Below are 24,911 nucleotides of genomic sequence, written 5' to 3'. Positions count from 1 at the left end.
ATGAGTAGCGCGCGCGAACCGCTCCTGAAAGACTTCATCACCTCCCGCAAAGACCTCAAGGACCTCGAATCCCTGGGCCTGGTGACGATCCACGACGTCTTCCGCAATCTGCCGCGCCGCTATATCTTCCCCGGCCAGGCCACCCGGATCAGGGAGCTGGAAGTGGGCCAGGAGGCGGTCCTCTACGTGCGCGTGACCGATGCCGATTCGTGGAGCAAACCGAATCAGCGCTCCAGGGGCCCGCGCATGATGCATATGACCAGGCTGCGCCTCAGCGACGGGGAGGCGACGATCTCGGCGACCTTCTTCAACCAGAAGTGGATGGAGAAGAAGGCTGCGGATGCGATCGACTCTTTCGTGCTGATCGCGGGCAAGGTCGAACAGTTCCGCGGCAGTCCCCAGTTGCAGAACCCGAAGTTCATCACCCAGGACGGTTCGGAGGAATACGCTCCAGGGGCCATCACCAAGCCCATCCCGATCTACCGGGCGAATGCCAGGATCGCCAGCAACCGGATCCAGCGGCTGACGAAGGTGCTGTTGGCCGCGGCCCCGCAGGAGTGCTTCGCCGACGTCGTGCCGCAGCGCATCCGCACCGCACACGGCCTGCCGGACTTCCGGACCGTGCTGCAGTACCTGCACGACCCCGCTGAGGCCGATCAGCCCGAGCAGGCGATCCACGCGCTGAAGTTCGAGGAGGCACTGTCCCTGCAGGCCGAACTGGCCAGCCGGCGCAGGCGTTTCGAGGAGCAGTCCGCCATCGCCCTGGCCGGCGCCATCGGCGGTCACCTCGACACCTTCGACGCCGAACTCGACTTCACCCTGACGCGCTCGCAGATCCGCGTTGGCACGGAGATCTCTGCCGACCTGCTGCGCAGCCGGCCGATGAACCGGCTGCTGCACGGCGACGTCGGATCGGGCAAGACCCTGGTGGCCCTGCGGGCCATGCTGCAGGCGGTGGACTCCGGCAAGCAGGCCGCTCTGGTCGCCCCGACCGAGGTGCTGGCCGCCCAGCACTACAACTCCCTGCGCTCCCTGCTGGGCTCCCGCGTGAACGACGGCACGCTGTCAGGGGACCCCGATGGGGTGCGGATCGAACTGATCACCGGCTCCCTGCCCGCGGCCCGGCGCCGCAAGGTGGCGCTGGCCGTGGCCTCGGGCGAGGTCGACATCGTGGTGGGCACGCATGCGCTGATGAGTGAGAAGACCGTATTCGCCGAACTGGGCCTGGTGGTCGTCGACGAACAGCACCGCTTCGGGGTGCGCCAGCGCGAGGCCCTGCGCACCAAGGGCGGGGAGGGGGTCCCTCACATGCTGGTGATGACGGCCACGCCCATTCCGCGCACGGTCGCGATGACGGTGTTCGGGGACTTGGACGTCAGTGTGCTCGATGAACTGCCGGGTGGGCCCAAGCGGATCAAAACCTTCGTCGTCGGCGCCGAGCACCCCCGCTGGTATGAGCGCATGTACCAGGTGATGGCCGAACGCATCGCCGCGGGCCAGCAGGTGTTCACCGTCGTCGGCCGGATCGATTCGAAGGCGGACGAGACCGGCCTGGCCCCGGGCGGAGTGTTGCCCGGCGTCGAGGACACGGCTGCGGCCCTGGCGGCCCGGCCCGAACTGTGCGCGATCCCAACACCCGGAGGCGGGACGCGCGCAGCGCGCATCGGCATCCTGCACGGCCGGATGACGCCGGAGGACAAGGATGCGGCGATGGCGGCCTTCGTCGCGGGCGATACCGATGTGCTGGTCGCCACCACCGTCATCGAGGTGGGCGTCGACGTCCCCAACGCCACCTGCATGGCCATTATGGACGCGGAGATGTTCGGAGTCGCCCAGCTGCACCAGCTGCGCGGGAGGATCGGCCGCGACGGCCGCGAGGCGATCTGCTTCTTCGCCACCCACCGCCCGCCAGACGACCCCGCCAGGGAACGGCTGGACACCGTGGCAGGGACCCTGGACGGCTTCGCCCTGGCCACCTTCGACGTGGAGACCCGGCGCGAGGGCGATGTGCTGGGCCTGAGCCAGTCGGGCCTGCGCACCAGCCTGAAATACCTATCGGTGATCAAGGACGAGAACCTGGTGCTGGCCGCGCGCGCCGACGCCTTCGCCCTGGTCGACGAGGACCCCACCCTGGAGTCCTTCCCCGCCCTGCGCGCACACGTCGACCGGCAGATCCTCGACGCCGACGAAACCTGGATGGAGGTCTCCTGATGCGCATCGTCGCGGGCAGCCTGTCCGGCCGCCGTATCCGCACACCCGGTGGTTCGGCCACCCGGCCCACCTCGGACCGGGTGCGCGAATCCCTGTTCGCCTCGCTCGAGGCCCTCGGCATGCTCGATGGCGCCCGGGTGCTCGACGTGTTCGCAGGCTCCGGTGCGCTGGGCCTGGAGGCCCTGAGCCGGGGTGCGGCCCACGCGGCCTTCGTCGAGAAGGCGCGGTCCGCCTCGGCCGTGGTGGCGGCGAATATCGCGGATCTGGGCGTGGCCGAGCGCACCAGGCTCATCACCGGGACCGCACCCGCGGCGCTGGGACAGATCGAGCCAGGCGAGACCGACCTGGTGTTCGCCGATCCGCCGTACCCGCTGACGGAGGCCCAGGTGACCCAGGTGCTCGCTGCCCTGGTGCCGCTGCTGCGCGATGCGTCCAGCCTGGTGGTGCTGGAGCGCTCCACGCGCTCGCCCGAACCCACGCTGCCGGAGGACCTGCAGGTGTTCAAACACAAGACGCACGGTGAGACGGCACTGTGGTGGCTGGAGAAGAAGTGAAATCCACAAAGGAGATGAACGACGCATGAAGGTCGTCTGCCCCGGTTCCTACGATCCCGTGACGGTGGGCCACATCGACATCGCCCTGCGGGCGGCGCGGATGTTCGAGCACGTCGTCATCGCGGTTGTGCACAATCCCTCGAAGACCGGCCACTTCCCCCTGGCCCAGCGCATCGAGTTCATCCGCGCGGGCCTGGCCGCCGACCCCCGGTTCGCCGGAGTGGACAACATCACGATCGACGATGTGCCCGGCGGCCTGCTGGTCGACTACTGCGAGCGGATCGGTGCGGGAGCCGTGGTCAAGGGACTGCGCTCGGGCACCGACTACGCCTACGAACTGCCGATGGCGCATATGAACCGGCACTTGAAGAACATCGAGACGGTTTTCGTGCCGGGCGATCCCGCCTATGAGCACGTGTCCTCCTCGCTCATCCGCGAGGTTTCCGCGTTGGGCGGGGACGTGGCCGGGATGGTTCCGGAGATGGTCCTGGCCGAGCTGACCGCACGGCGCGCACAGCAGTCGCAGCAAGCGCAGCCCGGTGGCGCCGACGGTGCCGCTGAAGCCTGCAGCGCCGGCGCGAAGCGGAGCTGAGGGTGTTCCGTCCCGGATGGTTCTTCTTCCTGGTCCTGCACACCATCTTCATGCACGGGATCTTCAACGCCACCAAGGTGTTGATGAGCTACCGGGCGCTGGAACTGGGTGGTGGCTCCGCGGCCGTCGGCATCCTGACGAGCGTCTATTCGATCGTGCCGCTGTTCCTGGCGATCTACATCGGGCGCAAGGTCGATCGCGGCTTCGTCATCCCCGTGCTGTGGTTGGGCACCGTGCTGTCCACCGTGAGTGTGGCCGGCGCGGCCCTGAGCCCGTCGATCGCGGGCGTGGCCGTCGCGGCGGTGGGCCTGGGCACCGGCCAGCTGCTGATGACCGTCGGCTCGCAGGCCGTCATCCCCTCGAGTTTCCCCGCCGGTGATCTGACCGCCCGGTTCGGCTCGCTGACCCTGGGCGTGTCCATCGGGCAGACCCTGGGCATGCCGATCGCGGGCCTGGTGGCCGGCGGCGGCCTGTCAGGCGCCCACGTCGACCCGGTGCGCGGCATGTGGGTGATGTGCGCCTTCGGGGCCTTGGCGATTCCGTGCATGTTCGGCATCATGTGCAGGCCCCGGATGCCGCGGGTCTCCCGCGAGATGGCGAAGGCCGCGGCGCTCTCGCCCATCACCCTGCTGGGACTGCACGGGATGAAGCCGGCGATCCTGGCGTCCATGTCGACCCTGGCCGCGATCGACCTGATGAGCGCCTACCTGCCGGTGCTGGGCCAGACCCATGGGATCTCGGTCGAGGCCGTGACCCTGTTGCTCACGGTGCGCACCCTGGCCACGATCGTGGCCAGGCTGTTCACCACCCAGCTCACGCACACGGTGGGGTTGTTGCGGCTGCTGTGGACCGCCAGTCTGCTGGCTGGCCTGTGTGTGTTCGCGATTCCGGTGTTCCCACAGGTCTGGCCCCTGGCGCTCATGATGGTGCTCAGCGGGTTCGCCTTCGGGATGACCCAGCCGCTGACGATGACCCTGGTGTCCTCCCTGGCCGATGCCGCCAACCGCGGTGCCGTGATGTCGCTGCGCCTGGCCGGCAACCGGCTGAGCCAGGTGGCGTTCCCACTGGCGGCCTCGGCGCTGAGCGCCTCGGTGGGCGTGGCCGCGATCTTCGTGATGAGCGGCGGTCTGCTGGTGGCCAGTGCCGCCGCCACGCTGAGCAATGCGGTGCGGGGCCGGCGGGACTGAGGGCCATGCCTTTTCGGTGGTACCACTTGCGCACCCGTAGACTGGGGGTGTGAAGTCTTCTCCGGAACCGAGGTCCCCGCAGCCTGCGCGGCGCACGCGTGCCCGTGCACTGCGCTGGCCGCTCGTCGCCTTCGGCATCGGCCTGGTGGTCCTCGGCGGTTCCCTGTGGTTGGCGGGACTGCCGGGCGCCTGGCCCACCGTGGCCGGCGTGCTGCGCTTCGCGGGCTCCATGCTGGCCGGCCTGAGTGCGGCCTACGGCGTCCTGGTGTTCATCCGCACCAGGTGATGTGCGTGGTGTCCTGGGTGCGCCCGCATGCTCTGCACAGGTGCTGTACCCAAGGTCACATGTGCTGCGCTTGGGGCGAACTAGCGCAGTACACCCCCAGTTGATAGACTTGTTGCTTGCGTGTCAGTGCGTGTGCTGCACGGAAATCGAAGGTAAGACGGAGGGGAGTGAAGAGAGATGAACAAGCATTCTGAACTCGAACTCGACCTGCGGAGCATGAACCTGCTGGACAAGCCGGGGGAATGGCTCAAGCTGGAGAAGACCGTTGCCGCGCCGCAGGACCTGCGGATCGAAATGATCGGGATTCCGGCCGGGGACCCCATGCAGCTTGCGCTGCAGCTGGAAAGCGTGGTCGAGGGCATTTATGTCACCGGCACCGTCAAGGCTGTGGCCAAGGGGCAGGATGCCCGGACGCTCGAAGAACTGGAGCTGGACCTCGACGTCCCGCTCAACGAGCTCTTCGTCTACGAGCGTGACCCGGAAGACGAGGAATCCTATGCCGTGGAACGCGGCCGGATCGACCTGGAACCCGCTCTTCGTGACGCAGTGGTGATGAGCTTGCCGTTTAGGCCGCTGAAGACGGATGACGATGGCGATTTCACCTTCACCACCGGAGTCGACTTCGAACCGGAAGGCGAATCCGATCCGCGCTGGTCTAAACTGGAAACATTGTTGTCTGAAGAGAAAGAGAGCTAGACGTGGCTGTTCCGAAGCGTAAATTGTCGCGCAGCAACACCCGCCACCGTCGTTCGCAGTGGAAGGCTCAGGCTCCGACCCTGGTCAAGACTGTGGAGAACGGTCGCGTTGTGTACTCGCGCCCCCACCAGGCCCGCGTTGTCGAAGACTCCGCTGGAACCCCCCTGTTCCTGGAGTACAAGGGCCGCAAGGTCGCCGACATCTGAGCGATCCAGAGGTTACCTCCATTGCATGAGCAGTCTCTGACTGAACTCAACGAGCGTCTCGGCGTCGATATCGACGCCGAGACGCTTCGTCTTGCCCTGACGCACCGGTCCTACGCCTTCGAACACGGCGGCATCCCTACCAACGAGCGCCTGGAGTTCCTGGGCGACTCCGTGCTGCAGTTGGTGTCCACCGAATCGCTGTTCTTCGGCAATCCGGACCTGCCTGAGGGCAAACTGAGCAAGAAACGCGCCTCTGTGGTCAACACCCGTGCCCTGGCCGGGCATGCGCGCGAACACGGGATCGGCGATTTCCTGCTCCTGGGCAAGGGCGAGGACCTGACCGGTGGGCGCGATAAGGACTCGATCCTGGCCGACACCGTCGAGGCCATCATCGGTGCCTGCTACGTCTCCTGCGGCAGACAGTCCGCTTTCGACCTGGTCCACCGGCTGATCGACGACAGCATCCGCGATGCCGTGGTGCTCGGTTCCGGAATGGACTACAAGACTACCCTGCAGGAGGCCGCGGCCGACCTGGAACTGGGGTCGGTCACCTACACCTTGGAGGGCCGCGGGCCCGATCATGCCAGGGTCTACACCGCCACCGCTTTCACCGGTGAACGCTCCTGGGGCTCCGGAGAGGGGACCTCGAAGAAGGCCGCGGAACTGGTCGCCGCTGAAATCGCGGTTAAGGAGATCGTCCGCCTGCATCCGAGCTGGGATCGCTGAGCCGGCGCACGGCCCTGCCCCCGACACCTCCGAGACATGCCCGAACTCCCCGAAGTAGAATCCGTCCGCCGTGGCCTGGCCGGCTGGGTGGCCGGCGCCCATGTGCAGCGCGTGCGCGTGCTCGACGAGCGGATCCTCGGCACCACCTCCCGCAGGGACATCCCCGCCGGCGCGGGAATCCTGTTCGCCGCTGACCTGGCCGAGGCCACGCTCACCGGAGCGCAGCGCCGCGGCAAGTTCATGTGGCTGCCGCTGCTGGATGGAGACCGGGCCCTGGCCGTGCACCTGGGGATGAGCGGGCAGTTCCGCATCCACCAGCCCGGTGACCCCGTGCACAAACACACCAGGGCGATCATGGACCTGCACGCGCCCGGCAACGGTGATGTCGAACTGCGGTTCATCGACCAGCGGATCTTCGGCCATCTGGGCGTTGAACCGATCGTGCCGGGAATGGCCAACTGGGGCGCATCGGCGGGCCGGCCGCGGCCCGTTGCGCTCAGTGCCTCCCGCATCGCCCCCGACCCCTTCGAACCGGGGTTCGAGCCGCAGGCCGTGGCCCGGGTCCTGGCACGCAAGCACACGGCGATCAAAACGGCTCTGCTGGACCAATCGGTGCTCAGCGGAATCGGCAATATCTACGCCGACGAGGCCCTGTTCGCCGCATCAGTCCATCCGTTGGCCCTGGCCGATAGGCTGCGGATCTCCCGGGTCGTGCGCGTGGTCGAGGCCGCGCGCGAGGTGATGGCCCGGGCGCTGGAGGTCGGCGGCACCAGCTTCGACGATCTGTACGTCAACGTCAATGGGGAATCCGGCTACTTCGCCAGGTCCCTGCAGGCCTATGGGCGCGAGGGCCAGCCGTGCGCCCGGTGCGGGACCCCGCTCAAGCGAATCGTAGTGGGTGGGCGCAGCACCCACTTCTGTCCTACCTGCCAGCGCCCGCAGCGCTAGGGCCCTGGACAAAGGCGGTCACGACGGATCACCGATGAGCGCCGGCTCGTTTATTTAGTCGCCGACGAGGATCTCGTGATCCTGTAGGCCCGTCACCATTACTGACACCTGACTGGTCTCGCCATCGGAACGAAAGAGGCTATACCTCATCGGGACCAGTCCGTCGCGCCTTTTTCAAGGAAATCACCTGCAATACCGCCCAGCTCAGTATCAGAATCGTGCCGATCGTCGTTACGGATATTCCAGCCAGCACGAGTATGCCGGCTCCGATATTCGCTCCGGATGTGCTCATGTTGGAGTTCAGAAAGTATCCAAGAACTGATAGCGCGATTCCAATGATCACAAGCAGTAGTCCAATTGCTAAGTATAATATGCGCATGTCTGAACCTATTCATAAAATCCAGGTGGGATCTTCGCTGCCAGCATAGTGGTCTTTTGCTATCTTTTTTAATGATCGCGACCCTGGTCGGCTGGCCCCGCGCGCAATAGGCTTGTACCCATGAGCCACACGAGCAGAGCACTGTTGATCGTCGATGTGCAGAACGACTTCTGCGAGGGCGGCGCCCTGGGTGTCGCCGGAGGTTCCGCCGTGGCCCAGGACGTGGCGGCGTTGTTGGCCGCGCACCGACCCCGGGACTTTACCACTGGCAATTCAGCCCAGGCGCCCTATGCCCTGATCGCGGCCTCGCGCGACTGGCACGAAGCCGGCAACGACAACGGCGGGCACTTCGCAGCGCCGGACGAGGCCCCCGACTTCTCCACGACCTGGCCCGTGCACTGTGTGCAGGGGACCTCGGGCGCGGACTACCATCCGGCCCTGGCCACGGCGGCCATCGACGTGCACGTGCTCAAGGGCATGGGCGTGCCCGCCTACTCCGCCTTCGAAGGTCGGACGGCCGACGGCCGGGGCCTGACCGCCGTGCTGCACGAGGCCGGGGTCGAGGCCGTTGACGTGGTTGGGATCGCCACGGACCATTGCGTGCGGGCCAGCGTGCTCGACGCCCTCGCCGCGGGGTTCAGCGTGCGGCTGCTCACCGGCCTGATCGCCGGGGTGGCACCGGAGACCTCGGCGGCGGCACTGGAGGAGATGCGCACCGCCGGAGCCCTGCTGAGCGAGGGCCAACCGATAAACTGAACCCACCATGTTTCTCAAGACGTTGACCCTGCGCGGGTTCAAGAGCTTCGCCTCGGCCACCCGGATGGAACTCGAACCCGGAATCACCTGCGTGGTGGGCCCCAACGGGTCGGGCAAATCGAATGTCGTCGACGCCCTGGCCTGGGTGATGGGCGAACAGGGCGCGAAGAACCTGCGCGGTTCGAAGATGGAGGACGTCATCTTCGCCGGCACCGGCAAACGCCAACCGCTGGGCCGCGCCGAGGTGTCGCTGACGATCGACAACACCGACGGCGCCATCCCGATCGACTACACGGAAGTCACCATCACCCGCACCCTGTTCCGCTCCGGCGGCAGCGAGTACTCGATCAACGGCAGCCCCGCGCGCCTGCTCGACATCCAGGAACTGCTCAACGACTCCGGCCTGGGCAAGGAGATGCACGTCATCGTGGGCCAGGGGCGGCTCGACGAGATCCTCCACGCCGACCCCTTTGACCGGCGCGGCTTCATCGAAGAGGCGGCCGGCGTCCTCAAACACCGCCGCCGCAAGGACAAGGCCCTGCGCAAACTCACCGGCCTGCAGGCGAACCTCGACCGGGTGAACGACCTGCGCGCCGAACTGTCCGATCAGCTCGAACCCCTGGGCCGGCAGGCGCAGGCGGCCAAACGCGCCCAGGGCGTGCAAGCGGTGCTGCGCGACGCCGAGGCCCGGCTGGCCGCCGACGACGTGGTCAGGCTCAGCGCCAAGCTGGAAGCCGGGACCTCACCGCAGGTCGCGGCGAAGGCGAAAGAGGAACTGCAACTCGAACTGGCCGAACTCGACCGCCGAATCTCAGCCGGCACCGCGGACCTGGCGAAACTCGAGACCAGGGCCGAGGACCTGACCGCGCTGGTGCGCGACCTCGACGGTGCGGCCGCCCGGGCGCGTGCGCTGGCCCAACGGGCCGAGGACCGGATTAGCTTCTTCGATCGCGCCCCGGTGGCACCGGAGCAGGGCGAGACCCCGGAGGCCACTCTGGCGAAGGCCAAACGCTATGCGGCAGAACAGGCCGAGGCGGTCAAGCTGAGTCAGAAGCGCCAGGCCCAGGTAGACGAACTTACGGCGCAGAAGGACGCGGCCCAGGCCAGGCTGACGGATACCGAGGCCCGACTGGGCGAACTGCGGGCAGCCCAGTCACAGCTGGTCGAACGCCGGGCCAGGGCCGAGAACACCATCGAATCCGCACAGAACGAACTTGAGCGAACCGCCGCGGACCTCGCGGACCTGGATGCCCAGGCTGCGAACCTGGCCGACGAACACCGCCGGGCCAAGGAACTTGCCGACCGGGTCCGCGCCAGGGTCGCGGATCTGAACGATTCCGGGACCGGTCTGAGTGAGGCCGCAGAACAGACCGCCGAGGATCTGGCCACGGCGCGGCGGGACCTGGCCGAACTGGACACCCGCGTGCAATCGGCCGGGCGTCTGCTGGCAGCGGCCGGAGCCAGGGCCCAGGCCCTGCAGGAGGGCGCCAGGACACCTGCGCACCTGGCCGATGTGCTGGCGCTCAACGTGCCCGGCGTGGACCGCGCACTGGGGGATCTGCTGCGGATCGCCCCCGGGGCCGAACGGGCGGTGACCGCAGCGCTGGGCTCCGGAGCTCAGGCGGTGCTCGCAGCCGACCTGGAGACGGCGGCAGGTCTGCTCGAAGCTCTGGACGCGGGCACCGCGATCGAGGTGTTGATCGCCGGCCCCGGCGGCCCTGCGGAGTCCACAGGGCCGGCAGAGCCTGCCGAATCCGCAGAGCCAACGGACAGCACAGTGCCCGCCCCCACCTCGGCCCGGCCGGGGCCCGTCCCGGCCCTGGATCTGGTGACATGCTCGGATCCCGCCGTCGGCCGCCTGCTGGAGACCCTGCTGGCCGACGTGCAGGTCGTCGCCGATGCGCAGACCGCTCTGGAGCTGCTGGCCGGGGGAGCCGTGGAAGCGGACCTGGAACAGGCTGCCGAACGGGACATGCGCTACGCGACCCTGGACGGGGAACTGTACTCCGCCACGGCCGTCTCCCGGGGCGTCGATGCCGAGGGCGCGCGCCTGGCCGCGGCGGGGGAACTCGAACGGACCAAGGCCGATCTCGAGCGCAAACGCAGGGCCCTGGACCAATTGGGCGCTCGCCGTGAGGAATTCTCAGCGGTCGTGGCCGACCGCGAGGCCGCCCACCGCACGGCGCAGCAGGCCGAGCACGCAGCGGAGGTCAGACGGGCCTCGGCCGCCCAGGAGTTGGCGGCGGCCACTACCGCGGCAAGCCGACTCGACTCCCGCCGAGCGGAACTCGACGAACGCCACTCCACCCTGACCCAGCGGCGCACTCGGGCCCAGCAGGATCTGGAGGACGCCCAGCGGACCCTGGAAGAACTGGACGCGCAGCAGGCACAGCGGGAGGCGGATCGGGCTGCGGAGGACTCCGATGCGGGTCCGGAATCGGCCGCCGGGGAAACGGAGGAGGAGCGGCTGAGCGCCGTCCGCGACGAGCTCTCCGCGGGCATCGCGCACCTGGGCGAACAGCTGATGGAGGCGCGCATCGCGGTGCGCACTGCCGGAGACCGCGCGAAGTTCCTGGGCGATCGCGTCGCAGCCCTGCAACGGCGGGCCGAGGACGCCAGGGCCGCCGCGCAACAGGTGGCAGAAGACGCCGAACGCGCTCGCGTCTCCCGTGAGCGCGCAGGTCGGATCGTCACAGCTGCCACGGGCCTGCGCGATCTGTTGGCGGCCGCGCAGGCGAAGGCGGAAACGGATCTGGACCGGGCCAAGCAGTCCCGCAGTGCGCTGGGCGAGGATCTCGAAGAGCTGCGCACCACCCGGCAGTCAGCGGCCGAGCGCCTGGCCAAACAGACCCAGGAGGAGGCCGAGGCCCGGCTGGTGCGCGAACGCTACGAGGCCGAACTGGCCGAACTGAGCGCTCGGGTCCAAGAGGAAACGGGCTTAAGCGTCGAACACCTGGTCGAGAGGTTCGGACCGCACCTGCCAGTCCCGGTCGGCGAATCGACCGAGCAGCCCTTCGTGCGCGCCGAGGTCGAGAAGAGCCGCAAGGCCGCGCAGCGGGAACTCAAGGCGATCGGGGAGGTCAACCCGCTGGCCCTGGAAGAGTACGCGGCGCTGAAGGAACGCCACGACTTCCTGGAATCCCAACTGGGCGACATCGAATCGACCAGGGCGGAACTGCTCAAATTGGTCGAACAGGTCGACGAGCACGTCAAAGAGGCCTTCGCCGCGGCCTTCGCGGACACCGCCAGGGAATTCGAGCGGATCTTCGCCAGGCTGTTCCCCGGCGGCGAGGGATCGCTGACGCTGACGGACCCGGAAGACCTGCTGGCCTGTGGCGTGGAGGTCCACGCCCGGCCCGCCGGCAAGCGGGTCAAACGCCTGTCGTTGCTCTCCGGCGGAGAGCGCTCGCTGGTGGCCATTGCGCTGCTGGTGGCCATCTTCAAGGCCCGCCCCAGCCCCTTCTACGTGATGGACGAGGTCGAGGCGGCGCTGGACGATGTGAACCTGCAACGCCTGCTCACGGTGTTCGAAGAACTCCAGGAGTCCAGTCAGCTCATCGTCATCACCCACCAGAACCGCACGATGGAGATCGCCGACGCGCTCTACGGCGTGACGATGGGCGCCGATGGCATCTCCACGGTGATCTCGCAGCGCCTGGTCAAGCGGGCCGATGACGAGCAGCGATCGAAGTCACAGTCGGTGTGATAAGCAACGGCCCAGTTCAGGGAGGGTGACATCGGATACGTTATCGGAATGTTGCCGACGTCTACACGAATACGCCGGATCTGACAAGATCATCCGGTTAGAATGATTCGCGTTGTGCATTAGCCAAAGCGACCCCGGCAGTCTGGTTCGGGCCGCCCGGGAAGGAGCCTCAGTGGTCGTCACCGCAGCCCTGGCCGAAGACGGTCCGGCGGTCCTGGGAGTGGGCGGGGTGCTGGTCATGTTGATCGGCCTGGTCGTCTGTGTGGGCATCGGCATCGCCGTTGTGCTCCTGGTCGCCGTTCCGGCCCTGCGCCGGGAGGGCCGGCTCCAGCCCTCCGACTCGGCCTCCCCACATTTCCGGCTGCCACGCGAATGGACCGGCTATGACGACGAGGCCTACGGTTACTTCGGGACCGACGACGCCACCAGCCACCTGGCGACCAGGGAACAGGCGGCGGCGGGTGACCTGGCCCATCACTCATATATCCTCTATCCGCAGCCGCGCCGTCATGCGGCCCCGCCCCTGGCGACGCTGCGCCCGCGCACCCGGCACTGGAAGGTCCCCAAGGGCGGTACCGGTCTGCGCACCACCCTCAACCTGCTGTTCCGGTAGCCGACGGTTCCACCGCGTGCCGCCGGGCACCGGCAGGTTCACCCACTCGTTTCGAAGGGAACACCCGTGGATACACAGCTCCTCATCACCATCGGCATCATCGCGATCGTGGTGGTGCTCGTCCTCCTGGGCTTCGTGCTGCTGGCACCGCGGCGCCGCCACCGCCATGAGAATACGGGTCGGGAGACCGTGTCGGTTGCCACCGTCCCCGGCGGCGAGGCGACCGATATCGCGGAACCGGCCGGCACCTCGGCCGTCGTCGAGGGCCCACCGGTCGACGTGCCCACCGAGCCCGGTACCCGCCTGGCCAAGCTGCGCGCGCGTCTGGCTAAGTCGAACAACGCCCTGGGCCACGGCCTGCTGGCCCTGCTGTCGAGCGACCACCTCGACGAATCGACGTGGGAGGACATCGAGGACACCCTCATCATGGCCGACCTGGGCGTCGACCCGACCACGGAGCTCGTCGACCGGCTGCGCGAACGCGTGCGGGTGCTGGGCACCCGTGAACCCGCACATGTCCGCACCCTGCTGCGCGAGGAACTGATCAACCTGGTCGACCCGACGATGAACAGGAATCTGGCGACCGAGCGAACCGACGGTCAGCCGGCCGTGGTCCTGGTCGTCGGCGTCAACGGCGCCGGTAAGACGACCACCGTGGGCAAACTGGCCCGCGTCCTGGTCGCCGAGGACAAGAGCGTGCTGTTGGGCGCGGCGGACACCTTCCGCGCGGCAGCGGCCGAACAGCTGACCACCTGGGGAGAACGGGTGGGGGTGGACACCGTGCGCGGTGCCGAGGGTGCCGACCCTGCATCGGTGGCCTATACGGCCGTGGAGCGCGGGGTGGCCGAGGCCGCCGATGTGGTCCTGGTCGACACCGCCGGCCGGCTGCAGAACAAGAAGGGCTTGATGGACGAGCTGGGCAAGGTCAAGCGCACCGCGACCAAGCCCCTGGCCGAAGGCCATACGATCGACGAGGTGCTCCTGGTCCTCGATGCGACGACCGGCCAGAACGGCATGCAGCAGGCTCGCGTGTTCGCCGAGGCCGTGGACATCACCGGCATCGTGCTGACCAAGCTCGACGGAACCGCCAAGGGCGGAATCGTCGTGGCAGTGCAGCGGGAACTGGGGGTCCCGGTCAAGCTGATCGGCCTGGGCGAGGGCGCCGACGATCTGGCCCCGTTCACCGCCGAGGGGTTCGTGGACGCTCTGCTGGAGGACTGAGCAGAGACTGAGCAGGCGGAAACGCCGGCGTAACAAATCGGTGGATTCCGTTACATCGCCGAAACTGATACACGAGTGATCTGAAACACCGCTTTTCCAGACTTATCACTGTTAGGCGCTCCGGGCGAACACGACCCGGGCGTGCACCGATAGAACAGCTGGTAGGAAAAATGGAACTTACGGCAGTCGACGCCTGGGTGATGGTCTGTGGAGCCCTGGTGCTCCTCATGACCCCCGGTGTGGCATTCTTCTACAGCGGCATGACACGTGCCAAGGCCTCCCTGAACATGATGATGATGGTCTTCCTGGCCATCGGTATCACCGCGGTCGTCTGGGTCCTGTGGGGGTATTCGGAATCGGCCGGCTCCTCCTGGGGTCAGGTCGTCGGCAATCCGTTCGACTTCTTCGGCCTGAGCACTCTGCTCGACGATAAGGAAAGCAGCATGATCTCGGTGGGCTTCGGTGCCACCTTCGCGATCATCACCGTCGCCCTGATCGCCGGTGCTGTGGCGGACCGGTTCAAGTTCGCCGCCTGGGTCGTCTTCGTCCCCGTCTGGGTCACCCTGGTCTACTGCCCCCTGGCGTTCATGGTCTGGGGTGGCGGCCTGCTGTCCGACGAGGGCTGGTTCGGATCCACCTTCGGCACCGTGATCGACTACGCCGGTGGCACCGTGGTCCACATCAACGCCGGCGTCGCCGCCCTGATCCTGGCACTGCTGGTCGGCAAGCGCGTTGGCTTCGGCAAGGACTCAAGCCAGCGCCCCCACAACCTGTCCATGGTCCTGCTGGGCGCCTCGCTGCTGTGGTTCGGCTGGTTCGGTTTCAACGGCGGTGCCGCAACCGATTCCACCGAGGCCGGTCTGATCTGGGTCAACACCCTGGTCTGCCCGGCGATGGCGATGGTCGCCTGGATCCTGGTCGAATGGTTCCGCGACGGCAAACCCACCAGCCTGGGCGCGGCCTCCGGCGTGGTCGCCGGCCTGGTCGCCATCACCCCCGCCTGTGCGAATGTCTCGGTCATCGGCGCGATCATCATCGGCATCCTGGCCGGTGTGGGCTCCGCCTACGCCGTGGGCCTGAAGTTCAAGCTGGGCTACGACGACTCCCTGGACGTCGTGGGCGTCCACCTGGTCTCCGGCATCATCGGCACCGTGGCCCTGGGCTTCTTCGCCCTGCCCGCCGATGACGTCACCGCCGGCGGTCTGTTCTACGGCGGCGGCATCGCCCAGTTGATCGCCCAGGTGATGGCGGCGGTGTTCTCCATCGTCTTCACCGCGGTCATGACCCTCATCATCGCCTGGGTCATCAAGAAGACCATCGGCCTGCGGGTCAGCGAGAAGGCCGAGGTCGAGGGCATCGATCTGCACGAACACGCGGAGACCGCCTACGAGTTTGGCGGAGTCGGCACGGGCGCCGCTATCGGCGGCGGGCTGCCGCGCGCCGCGGTCGTCAGCCAGACCTTCGCCGAATACGAGGCCCAGCGCGTTGCCCAGGCGGACAAGTAGCGCAGGCGCTCAACTGACGCAGAACAGACAAGGACGGAATAGAGAATGAAACTGGTAACAGCGGTCATCCGCCCGGAGAAACTGGGCGATGTCAGGCAGGCGCTCGAAGCCGCCGGCGTACAGGGGTTGACGATCTCGGAGGCCTCCGGCTTCGGCCGGCAGAAGGGCGAGAAGCAGGTCTACCGGGGTGCGACCTTCACCACGAACCTGGTGCCCAAGCTCAAACTGGAGATCCTGGTCGTCGACGAGAACGTCTCCCGGGTGGTCACCGCGATCCTCGACGTGACCAGCCAGGGTACTGCCGGCGACGGCAAGGTCTGGGTCACCGCGGTGGAATCCGTGATCCGCGTCTCCGACCGCTCAGAGGGTCTGGCCGCCCTCTGAGACATGCGACCGGGCCGGTAGGGGCCCGGACGGCCACCCCCGAACTGTGACGTTTCCTACCAGCCGTCACAGCACACCCCGGCCCGCAGGTTCCGATACCTGCGGGCCGGATGCGTGCCGGGTTGGTATCCTTGTTCACCGTATGCATTCGCTTAGGCAAAGGACTTCCGTTGTTTGACTCTCTGTCCGATAGGTTGTCGGCGACCTTCAGGAACCTGCGCGGCAAGGGCCGGCTGTCGGAAGCCGACGTTGACGCCACCATCCGCGAGATCCGCCGTGCCCTGCTCGACGCGGACGTCGCCCTGGCCGTGGTCCGCGCCTTCACGGGGCGGGTCCGTGAACGCGCGCTGAGTGAAGAGGTCTCCAAGGCGCTCAATCCCGGCCAGCAGGTCGTCAAGATCGTCAACGACGAACTCATTGGGATCCTCGGTGGGCAGACCAGGCGGATCCAGTTCGCCAAACGCCCGCCCACGGTCATCATGCTGGCCGGCTTGCAGGGTGCGGGTAAGACCACCCTGGCGGGCAAGCTGGCCCACTGGCTCAAATCCGACGGCCACCGCCCCATGCTGGTGGCGGCCGACCTGCAGCGGCCCAACGCGGTCAATCAGCTGCAGGTCGTGGGCGAACGCGCGGGCGCCTTCGTCTACGCGCCCGAACCGGGTAACGGCGTGGGCGATCCGGTGCAGGTCGCCAAGGACTCCATCGAGGTCGCGAAGTCCAAGCTCTACGATGTGGTCGTCGTCGACACCGCCGGCCGCTTGGGCATCGATGAGGAACTCATGCAGCAGGCCGCGGACATCCGCGCCGCCGTCAACCCCGACGAGGTCCTGTTCGTCATCGACGCGATGATCGGCCAGGATGCGGTGGCCACCGCCCAGGCCTTCAACGAGGGCGTGGACTTCACCGGCGTGGTCCTCTCGAAGCTCGACGGCGATTCCCGCGGCGGTGCGGCACTGTCCGTGGCCGAGGTGACCGGCAAGCCGATCATGTTCGCCTCCACGGGTGAGGGCATGACGGACTTCGAGCAGTTCCACCCGGACCGGATGGCCGACCGGATCCTCGATATGGGCGATATCCTCACCCTGATCGAGCAGGCCGAGAAGACCTTCGACGAGAAGGAAGCGGAGAAGCTCGCCAAAAAGGTCGAAAAGGGCGAGGACTTCGATCTCAACGACTTCCTGACCCAGATGTCGGCCCTGAAGAAGATGGGCTCGCTGAAGAAGATGCTGGGCATGATGCCCGGGATGAACCAGTTCCGCGAGCAGCTTGACGCCTTCGATGAACGTGAGATCGACCGCATCGAGGCGATCGTGCGCTCCATGACACCGCAGGAGCGGAGCAATCCGCGCATCCTCAACGGATCGCGGCGCACCCGCATCGCCAAGGGCTCCGGCACGACCGTGACCGCGGTCAACCAGCTGATGGACCGTTTCTCCCAGGCACAGAAGATGATGCGCCAGATGGGCAAGAAGGGCGGCCGGGGGATGCCCGGAATGGGCGGCGGAATGCCCGGGATGCCCGCAATGCCGGGGATGCCCACCGGCGGTGGTGGCACGAAGAAGAGCTCGAAGAAGAAGGGCAATAAGAAGAAGGGCGGCAAGTCCGGCAATCCGGCCAAGCGGGCGGAGGAAGCGCGCCAGGCACAGTTGCGCCGCGAGGGCAAGACGCCCGACCCCGTCGGCTCGGCCTTCGGCGGCATCGATATGGGTGGCGAAGAGGAGTTCGACCTGAGCAAGTTGCCCAAGGGCTTCGGCGGCTTCGGGACTGGCAAGAAGTAAGTGCTTCTGGCATAATAAACACTTGTACTCGAGTGCTGTCGGGACCCTCTCAACCTGGGCTTCACTCAAGAACACGGACGAACTACACCTCCCAACCCCACGGGACGGGGTGTGCGCCCACCCTATTGATAAAAGGAGACACCACTAAAGTGGCAGTCAAGATTCGCCTGACCCGCATCGGCAAGATCCGTGCACCCTTCTACCGCGTTGTCGTCGCCGATTCGCACACCCGCCGTGATGGCCGTGCGATCGAGCAGATCGGCATCTACCAGCCCACGCACAACCCTTCGGTCATCGAGATCGATTCGGAGCGCGCGCAGTACTGGCTGGGCGTCGGTGCACAGCCCACCGAGCAGGTCAAGAAGCTGCTGAAGCTGACCGGTGACTGGGCCAAGTTCAAGGGCTACAAGGACACCACCAGCCGCGTGAAGGCGCAGCCGGAAAAGGCCGCCTACGTGGCCCCGGAGGGCAAGTCGGTCATCAAGGAAGCGATCACCCCCAAGGGTGGCGACGACGCTGCTGAGGCTCCCGCGCAGGAAGCCGCCGCAGAAGAGACCGCTGAGGCCTGAGCATGCTCGACAAGGCTTTGGAGCACTTGGTCCGCGGAATCGTGGACTATCCCGATGATGTCACCATCAAGGAACGCCATGGGCACCGTGGCACGACTCTGGAAGTCCGGGTCCACCCGGATGACCTGGGCCGCGTGATCGGCCGGTCCGGTCGCACAGCCAAGGCGCTGCGCACCGTGATCAACGCCCTGGCCGCCCCGGACAACATCCGGGTCGACCTCATCGAGTCCTGAGCTTTCAGTCATAGCAGTTCGATCCGCCGTCCCGGGTTCACCCGGGGCGGCGGTTTGCTGTCTACCGGCCGTTGGCATTGCCCGTGCAGCCGATAAAATCGTGGCAGAGCATTCCTTCTTATACCGCCGTCCCCAACACCGAACAGAGGCAGAACACATGAGCCAGGTCGTCGCCCGGATGGGCAAGCCCCACGGAATCCGTGGAGAGGTCACCGTCGAGGTCCGCACCGACGACCCCGATTCCCGGTTCGTTCCCGATGCACAGTTCGGCACCGACCCCGACGTGGGAACCCTGACGCTGACCCGGGCGCGCTGGCATCAGAACCGGCTGCTGCTGTCCTTTGCCGAGGTGGCGGACCGCAACCGCGCGGAGGAGCTGCGCAATACCATGCTGATCGTCGACGATGACGACGTCGTCGAGGACGATGCCTGGTACATCGAGGACCTGGTGGGCGCCCAGGTCTACCTGGTGGATGCCGGACCGGACGCACAGCCGGTGGGCGAGGTCGTGGAGGTCACCCCAGGTGCGGTACAGGACCTGCTGCACGTGCGCCTGGCCGGCGGGACCGAGTCCCTGGTGCCCTTCGTCGAACAGATCGTGCCGGTGGTGGACCCGGAGGCCGGGCGGGTGGAGATCGACCCACCGGTGGGGCTGCTGGACCTGGGCCAGGCGGAGGACTGAACCGTGCGCATCGACGTCTTCTCGATCTTCCCCGACTATCTGGAACCGCTGAAGCTCTCCCTGATCGGCCGCGCCATCGAGGACGGACAACTGGCCCTGCAGGTCCACGATCTGCGGGACTTCACCCATGATCGGCACCGCACCGTCGACGACACCCCCTACGGCGGGGGAGCCGGCATGGTGATGAAGCCCGAACCCTGGGGTGAGGCGCTGGACACCATGCTGGCGGCTCCCCTCGGTGGGCCGGAGGGGGAATCGGCAGGGGAGGGCGCCGAACGGCCGGTACTGCTGGTGCCCAGCCCCGCCGGCGTGCGGTTCACTCAGGCGCAGGCGCACGAACTGGCCGGCCGGGACCATCTAGTGTTCGCCTGTGGGCGTTACGAGGGAATCGACCAGAGGGTGATCGACTGGGCCCATGAGGGCTTCGACGTGCGCTTCGTGTCCCTGGGCGACTATGTGCTCAACGGGGGAGAGGTCGCCGCGATGGTCATCATCGAGGCCGTGGCCCGGCTGATCCCAGGTGTGATCGGCAATCCGGAGTCCTTGGAAGAGGAGAGCCACGAAGACGGGCTGTTGGAGTACCCCGTCTACACCAAGCCGAACACCTGGCGGGAGCGGGCAGTGCCGGAGATCCTGTTGGGCGGCAACCATGGTGCGATCGCCCGGTGGCGGCGCGAGCGCAGCCTGGAGCGCACGGCCCGGACTCGGCCCGACTTGCTGGAGGCCCTGGACCCGCAGAACCTGGACAAGAAGGACCGGAAGTTCCTCGAGGAACTGCGGGTGGAATTGCTCGAGCAGGACGCGCCCGAGGCCGTCGAAGCCGGGCTGCCAGGGCAATCCTCCGGCATTGACTGACTGGGATGATCACTCGGGTTCCCGATGCACAAGTCCACTGGTTCACTGGCTGGGTCGAGTCGACGGATTCGATCCCAGGTGACCGGTTCGCCCGGTGGATTGTGCTGCTGCATCCCGGCACCACCTTCGTCGAGGACGATCGGTTCCCAATCCAGTCCCCGAACGTCGAACCTGCGGTTGACGAAGATCTATCAGATGAACAGGCTGCGGTGCTCGATCATGTCCTACTGGACTATGCGGGTCCCGACGCCATCTGCGATTTCGCTTTGTATGCGGGGTATTTCGATGAAAAGGACCGGGGGCGGTCCAGCGGCTTCCGAGAGCCGGAAAGCACCTGGTACCAAGGCAGACTGAACTATGTTCTGTTGTCCGGAGAGCTCGCGGACTGCACCTTCGCAGCGGTTCGGCGGCGCTGGGGCGATGTCCACTTCACCGAACTGAGTTATCTGTGGGCCAGGGACCATTCCTGGTTCCTGGCCTCAACCGCGGACACCTGCGTCACCGTCGTCGGCTGTGATGACGGGCTGGCAGCGGCCCTGCTTGCGGAACCGTTGCTGAACCCTCATGAGTGGATCCGTGGCTGACACGGTCCCGCGGGGTTGGTATCGTGAACTGCAAGGCGGCTTGTTCCTACACGAAATGATCAGTGGTGATTGTTCATGGTTCTGCGAATCCTGTTGGGAGTGACGTTCGCGCTGGTCCTCCTCGGCCAGGTGATCGGTCCGATTCTGGGTGGCCCGTGGGGCTGGGTGCAGACGGTGCTGACGGCGGTGTCCGTCATCGGACTGGTGAATGTGGTGTTCCTGTGGAACCGGATCGCGCGCACCGGTTCCAATGCTGAGGAACACGGTCCGGCGTAGAGTTCGGCCGGGTCCGCGTAGCTCAGGTTCTCGAGCAAGCTCTGTGAAGCGTCTCACCTCACTTGAGTGGGTGCGGGTGCTGGGCTAGAGTTGTCTATTGCGTTTGTTGGCGTTCGGCCTGCCTCGGAGGGCCGGAAGCCTACGGTGCCGGGCCCGCTCGGATGAGTGGGTGCTCGGCCCGGTTCAGGGACGGACCGCCGGAATTCCCGCAAGGGGACCTCGGCGTTCGGCTCGGCGGACGAATCACACCCTTTCGCACCCGGGTGACCGGTGTGCGGAGCCTGATTGATGTTGAAGTGATCCGGGGCATGACAACAGGAGAAGAAACATGCAGAAGCTTGATTTCCTCGACGCCAAGTCGATGAAGCAGGACGTCCCGGCCTTCCGCGCCGGCGACACCGTCGAACTCGATGTGCGCGTTATCGAAGGTAACCGCTCGCGTATCCAGAAGTTCAAGGGCATCGTCATCCGCCGTCAGGGCGAAGGCGTGCGCGAAACCTTCACGGTCCGCAAGATCAGCTTCGGCGTCGGTGTGGAGCGTACCTTCCCGGTGCACGCCCCGACGGTCGAGAAGATCGCGGTTCTCACGCGCGGTGACGTGCGTCGTGCGAAGCTGTACTACCTGCGCGACCTGCGCGGCAAGGCAGCCCGCATCAAGGAAAAGCGCTGATCCGCTCTTCCTCACACCACTTGGGTGCGCGTCCGTCACGGGCGCGCACCCTTGTGCTATCCGGGCTGGGCCTGATCGTCGCCGCACTGCTGCTGGCCGGCGCCCTGCGCGCCTTCGTCGTCCAGACGTTCACAGTGCCCACCGCCTCGATGGAACCGACCCTGCACGCGGGCCAACGAGTCTGGGTGTGGCGCCCGGCGGGCCTGGCCCACACCGTCGAGCGCGGCGATCTAGTCGTCATCGACGGCAGGGGTTCCTTCATCGCAGCCCACCGGCCCGATCTGCCACACCAGGTAGCCGGCTGGTTCGGCCTGGGCCCCCGTGACGTGTTCTACGTGAAACGGGTGATCGGCGTCGCCGGGGACCGGGTGACCTGCTGCAGCCCGGATGGGCGTCTGAAGATCAACGGGAAAGCCGTCGACGAACCCTATGTGACCCTGGCTCAGAAGGCCTCGAAGCAGACCTTCGACGTGGAGGTTCCCGCCGGACGGATCTGGCTGATGGGGGACAACCGTGACGATTCGACCGACTCCCGAGCCCTGTTGGGCTCGCCGGGGGGCGGGATGATCGATCAGCGCACCGTGCTGGGAACCGTCATCGGGCACTGAAGGTGTGGGCGCTGCGGCTTGCCGGTACGTTCCGGGACGGTTCTCCTGGTCTGCTCGCCATTGCGGATGGTGATCGGGGAAGGTTGAATGGGGTGATGTTGGGGAAAAAGCCACTGTTGCGTATCTGCCTTGTGCTGCCACTGTTCCTCCTGGCATCGTGTGCCTCGGCGCAGTCCTCGGGTAGCTCTTCTCAGCACGTGACAGCCGATGCGCCGGGGCCCAGTCCTGCCCCGGAGGAACAGCACGACGACCTGCATTCGGAGCACACCATCGATTGGTCGGGGCTCAAGATACTCGACGCACACCGTATCGAACTGTCGTTCATCTCCGGCACATCCGAGTGCTTTGGCTACCGGACTGTCTTAAGGGAATCGGCCCAGACCATCAGCATCGCGCTGATCGAAGGAGCCCTGCCCGCTGCCCCGGAGGCGTGTACGGCCGAAGGTGCGGAGTCCACCATCATCGTGACCACCGAACGGCCGGTCGGAAAGCGAAGCGTGGAGAAGTTGGACGATCCGGAGCTCAAACCCTGAGGGCCAGCGAGATGGACCGTGAATCTGGCCCGTGCCCCGGCTTAGGACACAGGCCCCACACAGTCCGAGACCGGTAGACTTGTCCGTTGTGAGTTCAGCCAGTCAGGTACCCGCGGCGCGCGGGCGAAAAGACCAAGCGAAACAGCCGAAGACCCCGGCACAGAAATTCTGGGGTGGCGTACGCGAGGTCGTCATCATCCTCATCATCGCCCTCCTGCTGTCCACGGGGATCAAGACCTGGGTCATGCGGTCCTTCTTCATCCCCTCGGAGTCCATGGAGGACACCCTCCAGGTGCACGACCACATCCTGGTCAACCAACTGCCGTGGAACCACCCCAAGCGCGGGGACATCGTCGTCTTCGACGATCCGGGCGGTTGGCTGGGGCAGTCGACGATCGACGAGTACAAGCCCAATCCCGTCCTCGAATTCATCGGCCTGGTCCCCGCCGACGCCGGCCAACAGCTGATCAAACGCGTGATCGGCGTGGGCGGCGACCACGTGGTGTGCTGCGATGAGCAGAGCCGCATCACCGTCAACGGCCAGCCGATCGACGAAACCTACCTGTCCTCGGGCATCGAACCGTCCTCCATGGCCTTCAACGTCCGCGTCCCGGCCGGACACTACTGGGTAATGGGCGACAACCGCTCGAACTCGGCCGACTCGCGCTACAACCAGGAATCGTCCGGCGGGCCCTTCGTGCCGGAGGACAATTTCGTCGGCCAGGCCTTCGCCATCAACTGGCCCTCCAACCGGATGCGCATCCTGCGCAACCCCAGCGAGGTCTTCGCCAAGGTACCGGACACGGACCCGGGGGAGGACCCGGCCGGTGGCGACGGCGACGCCGGTGGACTGAGAGACACCGGTAAGTCCAGTTCGGCACCCACGCTGTCCGACACGATGGCGACGAATCGATGAGGCGGACGCATCGGGGGCTGACCGACCTGACCCTGGAACGCGAACTGCTGGCGTCCGGAATCGAGTCCGTCATCGGCATGGACGAGGTGGGCCGCGGTTGCATCGCAGGGCCCGTCGGGGTCGGTGCGGCCCGGTTCGATTTACCCACCCTGCTGGCAGGCGAGGCTCCGGAGTCCCGAATCCCCGCCGGCCTGGACGACTCGAAGAAACTCAGCGCCACGGCGCGCACCAGCATGGTCGAGGCCATCGCCGGCTGGAACCCGCACACCGCGGTGGCCTACGCCCAGCCGGCGGAGATCGACGCGCTCGGCATCAGCCTGGCCCTGTGCCTGGCCGGCCGCCGGGCACTCTCCCAGCTGACGCCGGCGGACCTGGTGCTCCTCGACGGGAGCTTCGACTGGCTCTCGCAGAACCTGACCCTGGATGCTGCGGCGGTCTTCGGACCCTCGGCCGAGGTCCCGGTCCCGCCGGTGCGCACCTTCGTCAAGGGCGATGGCACCTATGTCACGATCGCCGCGGCCAGTGTGGTCGCCAAGGTGGCCCGCGATGAGCTCATGCACGCCCTGGCCGTGGATTTCCCCGGCTATGGATGGGAATCCAATGCCGGCTACCCGAGCCCGGCGCACAAGGCCGCCGTCGCACAGCTGGGCATCACCTCCCACCACCGGCGGTCCTTCAAACTGCGCTGAGCGCGCCGGGCGGACCCGGCTACTACCGATCGATTAGGATGGCGCCATGAGTGCAGAGGACCTCGACGATTTCGAAGCCGATTTGGAGATGTCGCTGTACCGCGAGTACCGCGACATCCTGCCGTTGTTCACCTATGTCGTGGAAACCGAACGCCGGTTCTACCTGTGCAATTCCGTCGACCTCAAGGCGCATCACGAATCCGATGACGTGTACTTCGAACTGAGCCTGGGCGACGCCTGGGTCTGGGACACGTTCCGCTCAGCCCGCTTCGTCAAGCAGGTCCACGTCTTCACGTTCAAGGACGTCAACGTCGAAGAGATCGCCAAATCGGACTTGGAGCCGCCCAGCGCCCTGCGCTGAACCTCTGTGAACTCGCCTGGTGTCTCGGCACGCCGGGCTCCACCGCACCGGCCGGGCTCCGGCGATCGGTGCATCATCGACCTGTGGACGCCGGGCGACCGCGGCGTCACCGGCCGGTGGACGGCCCGATGCCGGACTGGTCACAGCCCCATTCGGCACGATCTGCCCGCAAATGTGCCGCACCAGA

28 protein-coding genes are annotated in these 24,911 nt (G+C 66.6%); all 28 read left to right on the top strand.

What is annotated here, in order from left to right; translation table 11 throughout:
- Window positions 1-2,211 (top strand): ATP-dependent DNA helicase RecG, encoded by a 2,211-nt coding sequence (locus NQ038_RS05275; protein ID WP_257047376.1) that lies wholly within the window; start codon window positions 1-3, stop codon window positions 2,209-2,211.
- Window positions 2,211-2,765 carry a 16S rRNA (guanine(966)-N(2))-methyltransferase RsmD gene (gene rsmD, locus NQ038_RS05270; RefSeq protein WP_306427748.1) on the top strand — a complete coding sequence of 185 codons (555 nt, stop codon included), beginning with the start codon at window positions 2,211-2,213 and terminating at the stop codon, window positions 2,763-2,765. Before NQ038_RS05275 ends, rsmD begins: the two co-directional genes overlap by 1 nt.
- 25 nt (window positions 2,766-2,790) lie before the next feature.
- On the top strand, window positions 2,791-3,357 hold the full coding sequence (coaD, locus tag NQ038_RS05265; RefSeq protein WP_257047377.1) for a pantetheine-phosphate adenylyltransferase: 567 nt from the start codon (window positions 2,791-2,793) through the stop codon (window positions 3,355-3,357).
- A 2-nt stretch (window positions 3,358-3,359) separates the two neighbouring features.
- Window positions 3,360-4,544 (top strand): MFS transporter, encoded by a 1,185-nt coding sequence (locus NQ038_RS05260; protein ID WP_257057670.1) that lies wholly within the window; start codon window positions 3,360-3,362, stop codon window positions 4,542-4,544.
- Between the two features lie 49 nt (window positions 4,545-4,593).
- The gene (locus NQ038_RS05255; protein WP_257047379.1) at window positions 4,594-4,830 is read left to right on the top strand and encodes a hypothetical protein; all 237 of its coding nucleotides are present in this window, start codon (window positions 4,594-4,596) and stop codon (window positions 4,828-4,830) included.
- 177 nt (window positions 4,831-5,007) lie between these two features.
- Complete coding sequence (locus NQ038_RS05250) at window positions 5,008-5,526, top strand: DUF177 domain-containing protein (RefSeq protein ID WP_257047380.1); 519 nt, start codon at window positions 5,008-5,010, stop codon at window positions 5,524-5,526.
- Window positions 5,527-5,528: 2 nt separating this feature from the next.
- Complete coding sequence (gene rpmF / locus NQ038_RS05245) at window positions 5,529-5,732, top strand: 50S ribosomal protein L32 (protein WP_257047381.1); 204 nt, start codon at window positions 5,529-5,531, stop codon at window positions 5,730-5,732.
- Window positions 5,733-5,753: 21 nt separating this feature from the next.
- Window positions 5,754-6,458, top strand: coding sequence for a ribonuclease III (gene rnc / locus NQ038_RS05240; RefSeq protein ID WP_257047383.1), 705 nt, complete (start codon window positions 5,754-5,756; stop codon window positions 6,456-6,458).
- 36 nt (window positions 6,459-6,494) lie between these two features.
- Entirely contained in the window at window positions 6,495-7,406 is a 912-nt protein-coding gene (gene mutM, locus NQ038_RS05235; RefSeq protein ID WP_257047384.1) for a bifunctional DNA-formamidopyrimidine glycosylase/DNA-(apurinic or apyrimidinic site) lyase, read from the top strand.
- A 499-nt stretch (window positions 7,407-7,905) separates the two neighbouring features.
- A complete protein-coding gene (locus NQ038_RS05225) occupies window positions 7,906-8,541 on the top strand; it encodes an isochorismatase family protein (protein ID WP_257047386.1) in 636 nt (211 codons plus the stop codon).
- A 7-nt stretch (window positions 8,542-8,548) separates the two neighbouring features.
- Window positions 8,549-12,247 (top strand): chromosome segregation protein SMC, encoded by a 3,699-nt coding sequence (smc, locus tag NQ038_RS05220; RefSeq protein WP_257057668.1) that lies wholly within the window; start codon window positions 8,549-8,551, stop codon window positions 12,245-12,247.
- Window positions 12,248-12,419: 172 nt separating this feature from the next.
- A complete protein-coding gene (locus NQ038_RS05215) occupies window positions 12,420-12,860 on the top strand; it encodes a hypothetical protein (RefSeq protein ID WP_257047388.1) in 441 nt (146 codons plus the stop codon).
- Window positions 12,861-12,926: 66 nt separating this feature from the next.
- The gene (ftsY, locus tag NQ038_RS05210) at window positions 12,927-14,081 is read left to right on the top strand and encodes a signal recognition particle-docking protein FtsY (RefSeq protein WP_257057667.1); all 1,155 of its coding nucleotides are present in this window, start codon (window positions 12,927-12,929) and stop codon (window positions 14,079-14,081) included.
- A 170-nt stretch (window positions 14,082-14,251) separates the two neighbouring features.
- A complete protein-coding gene (locus tag NQ038_RS05205; RefSeq protein ID WP_257047391.1) occupies window positions 14,252-15,586 on the top strand; it encodes an ammonium transporter in 1,335 nt (444 codons plus the stop codon).
- A gap of 45 nt (window positions 15,587-15,631) precedes the next feature.
- Window positions 15,632-15,970, top strand: a complete 339-nt coding sequence (locus tag NQ038_RS05200) for a P-II family nitrogen regulator (RefSeq protein WP_257047393.1) — start codon at window positions 15,632-15,634, stop codon at window positions 15,968-15,970.
- A gap of 170 nt (window positions 15,971-16,140) precedes the next feature.
- A complete protein-coding gene (gene ffh, locus NQ038_RS05195) occupies window positions 16,141-17,748 on the top strand; it encodes a signal recognition particle protein (RefSeq protein WP_257047395.1) in 1,608 nt (535 codons plus the stop codon).
- A gap of 149 nt (window positions 17,749-17,897) precedes the next feature.
- Window positions 17,898-18,317: a 30S ribosomal protein S16 gene (gene rpsP, locus NQ038_RS05190; RefSeq protein ID WP_257047397.1), complete on the top strand. Its 420-nt coding sequence runs from the start codon at window positions 17,898-17,900 to the stop codon at window positions 18,315-18,317.
- Window positions 18,318-18,319: 2 nt separating this feature from the next.
- Window positions 18,320-18,550 carry an RNA-binding protein gene (locus tag NQ038_RS05185; protein WP_257047399.1) on the top strand — a complete coding sequence of 77 codons (231 nt, stop codon included), beginning with the start codon at window positions 18,320-18,322 and terminating at the stop codon, window positions 18,548-18,550.
- Window positions 18,551-18,707: 157 nt separating this feature from the next.
- Window positions 18,708-19,232 (top strand): ribosome maturation factor RimM, encoded by a 525-nt coding sequence (gene rimM / locus NQ038_RS05180; protein ID WP_257047401.1) that lies wholly within the window; start codon window positions 18,708-18,710, stop codon window positions 19,230-19,232.
- Between the two features lie 3 nt (window positions 19,233-19,235).
- Window positions 19,236-20,087: a tRNA (guanosine(37)-N1)-methyltransferase TrmD gene (gene trmD / locus NQ038_RS05175; protein WP_257061951.1), complete on the top strand. Its 852-nt coding sequence runs from the start codon at window positions 19,236-19,238 to the stop codon at window positions 20,085-20,087.
- Between the two features lie 101 nt (window positions 20,088-20,188).
- Window positions 20,189-20,671: a hypothetical protein gene (locus NQ038_RS05170; RefSeq protein WP_257061950.1), complete on the top strand. Its 483-nt coding sequence runs from the start codon at window positions 20,189-20,191 to the stop codon at window positions 20,669-20,671.
- Between the two features lie 75 nt (window positions 20,672-20,746).
- Window positions 20,747-20,947 carry a hypothetical protein gene (locus tag NQ038_RS05165; RefSeq protein WP_257061949.1) on the top strand — a complete coding sequence of 67 codons (201 nt, stop codon included), beginning with the start codon at window positions 20,747-20,749 and terminating at the stop codon, window positions 20,945-20,947.
- A 328-nt stretch (window positions 20,948-21,275) separates the two neighbouring features.
- Window positions 21,276-21,617, top strand: coding sequence for a 50S ribosomal protein L19 (rplS, locus tag NQ038_RS05160; protein ID WP_257047405.1), 342 nt, complete (start codon window positions 21,276-21,278; stop codon window positions 21,615-21,617).
- A gap of 53 nt (window positions 21,618-21,670) precedes the next feature.
- Window positions 21,671-22,225 (top strand): signal peptidase I, encoded by a 555-nt coding sequence (gene lepB, locus NQ038_RS05155; protein ID WP_257047407.1) that lies wholly within the window; start codon window positions 21,671-21,673, stop codon window positions 22,223-22,225.
- A gap of 95 nt (window positions 22,226-22,320) precedes the next feature.
- The gene (locus tag NQ038_RS05150; protein ID WP_257061948.1) at window positions 22,321-22,758 is read left to right on the top strand and encodes a hypothetical protein; all 438 of its coding nucleotides are present in this window, start codon (window positions 22,321-22,323) and stop codon (window positions 22,756-22,758) included.
- An 88-nt stretch (window positions 22,759-22,846) separates the two neighbouring features.
- Window positions 22,847-23,674 carry a signal peptidase I gene (lepB, locus tag NQ038_RS05145; protein ID WP_257061947.1) on the top strand — a complete coding sequence of 276 codons (828 nt, stop codon included), beginning with the start codon at window positions 22,847-22,849 and terminating at the stop codon, window positions 23,672-23,674.
- Complete coding sequence (locus NQ038_RS05140; RefSeq protein ID WP_257047411.1) at window positions 23,671-24,363, top strand: ribonuclease HII; 693 nt, start codon at window positions 23,671-23,673, stop codon at window positions 24,361-24,363. Before lepB (NQ038_RS05145) ends, NQ038_RS05140 begins: the two co-directional genes overlap by 4 nt.
- Window positions 24,364-24,409: 46 nt before the next feature.
- Window positions 24,410-24,724 carry a DUF2469 domain-containing protein gene (locus NQ038_RS05135; protein ID WP_257061946.1) on the top strand — a complete coding sequence of 105 codons (315 nt, stop codon included), beginning with the start codon at window positions 24,410-24,412 and terminating at the stop codon, window positions 24,722-24,724.
- Window positions 24,725-24,911: the final 187 nt, after the last annotated feature.

This window comes from Brevibacterium sp. 50QC2O2, from assembly GCF_024580675.1.
GTDB lineage: Bacteria > Actinomycetota > Actinomycetes > Actinomycetales > Brevibacteriaceae > Brevibacterium > Brevibacterium moorei.
The sequence above is the reverse complement of the archived record's forward strand: the minus strand, read 5'-3'. Positions and strand labels throughout refer to the sequence as shown.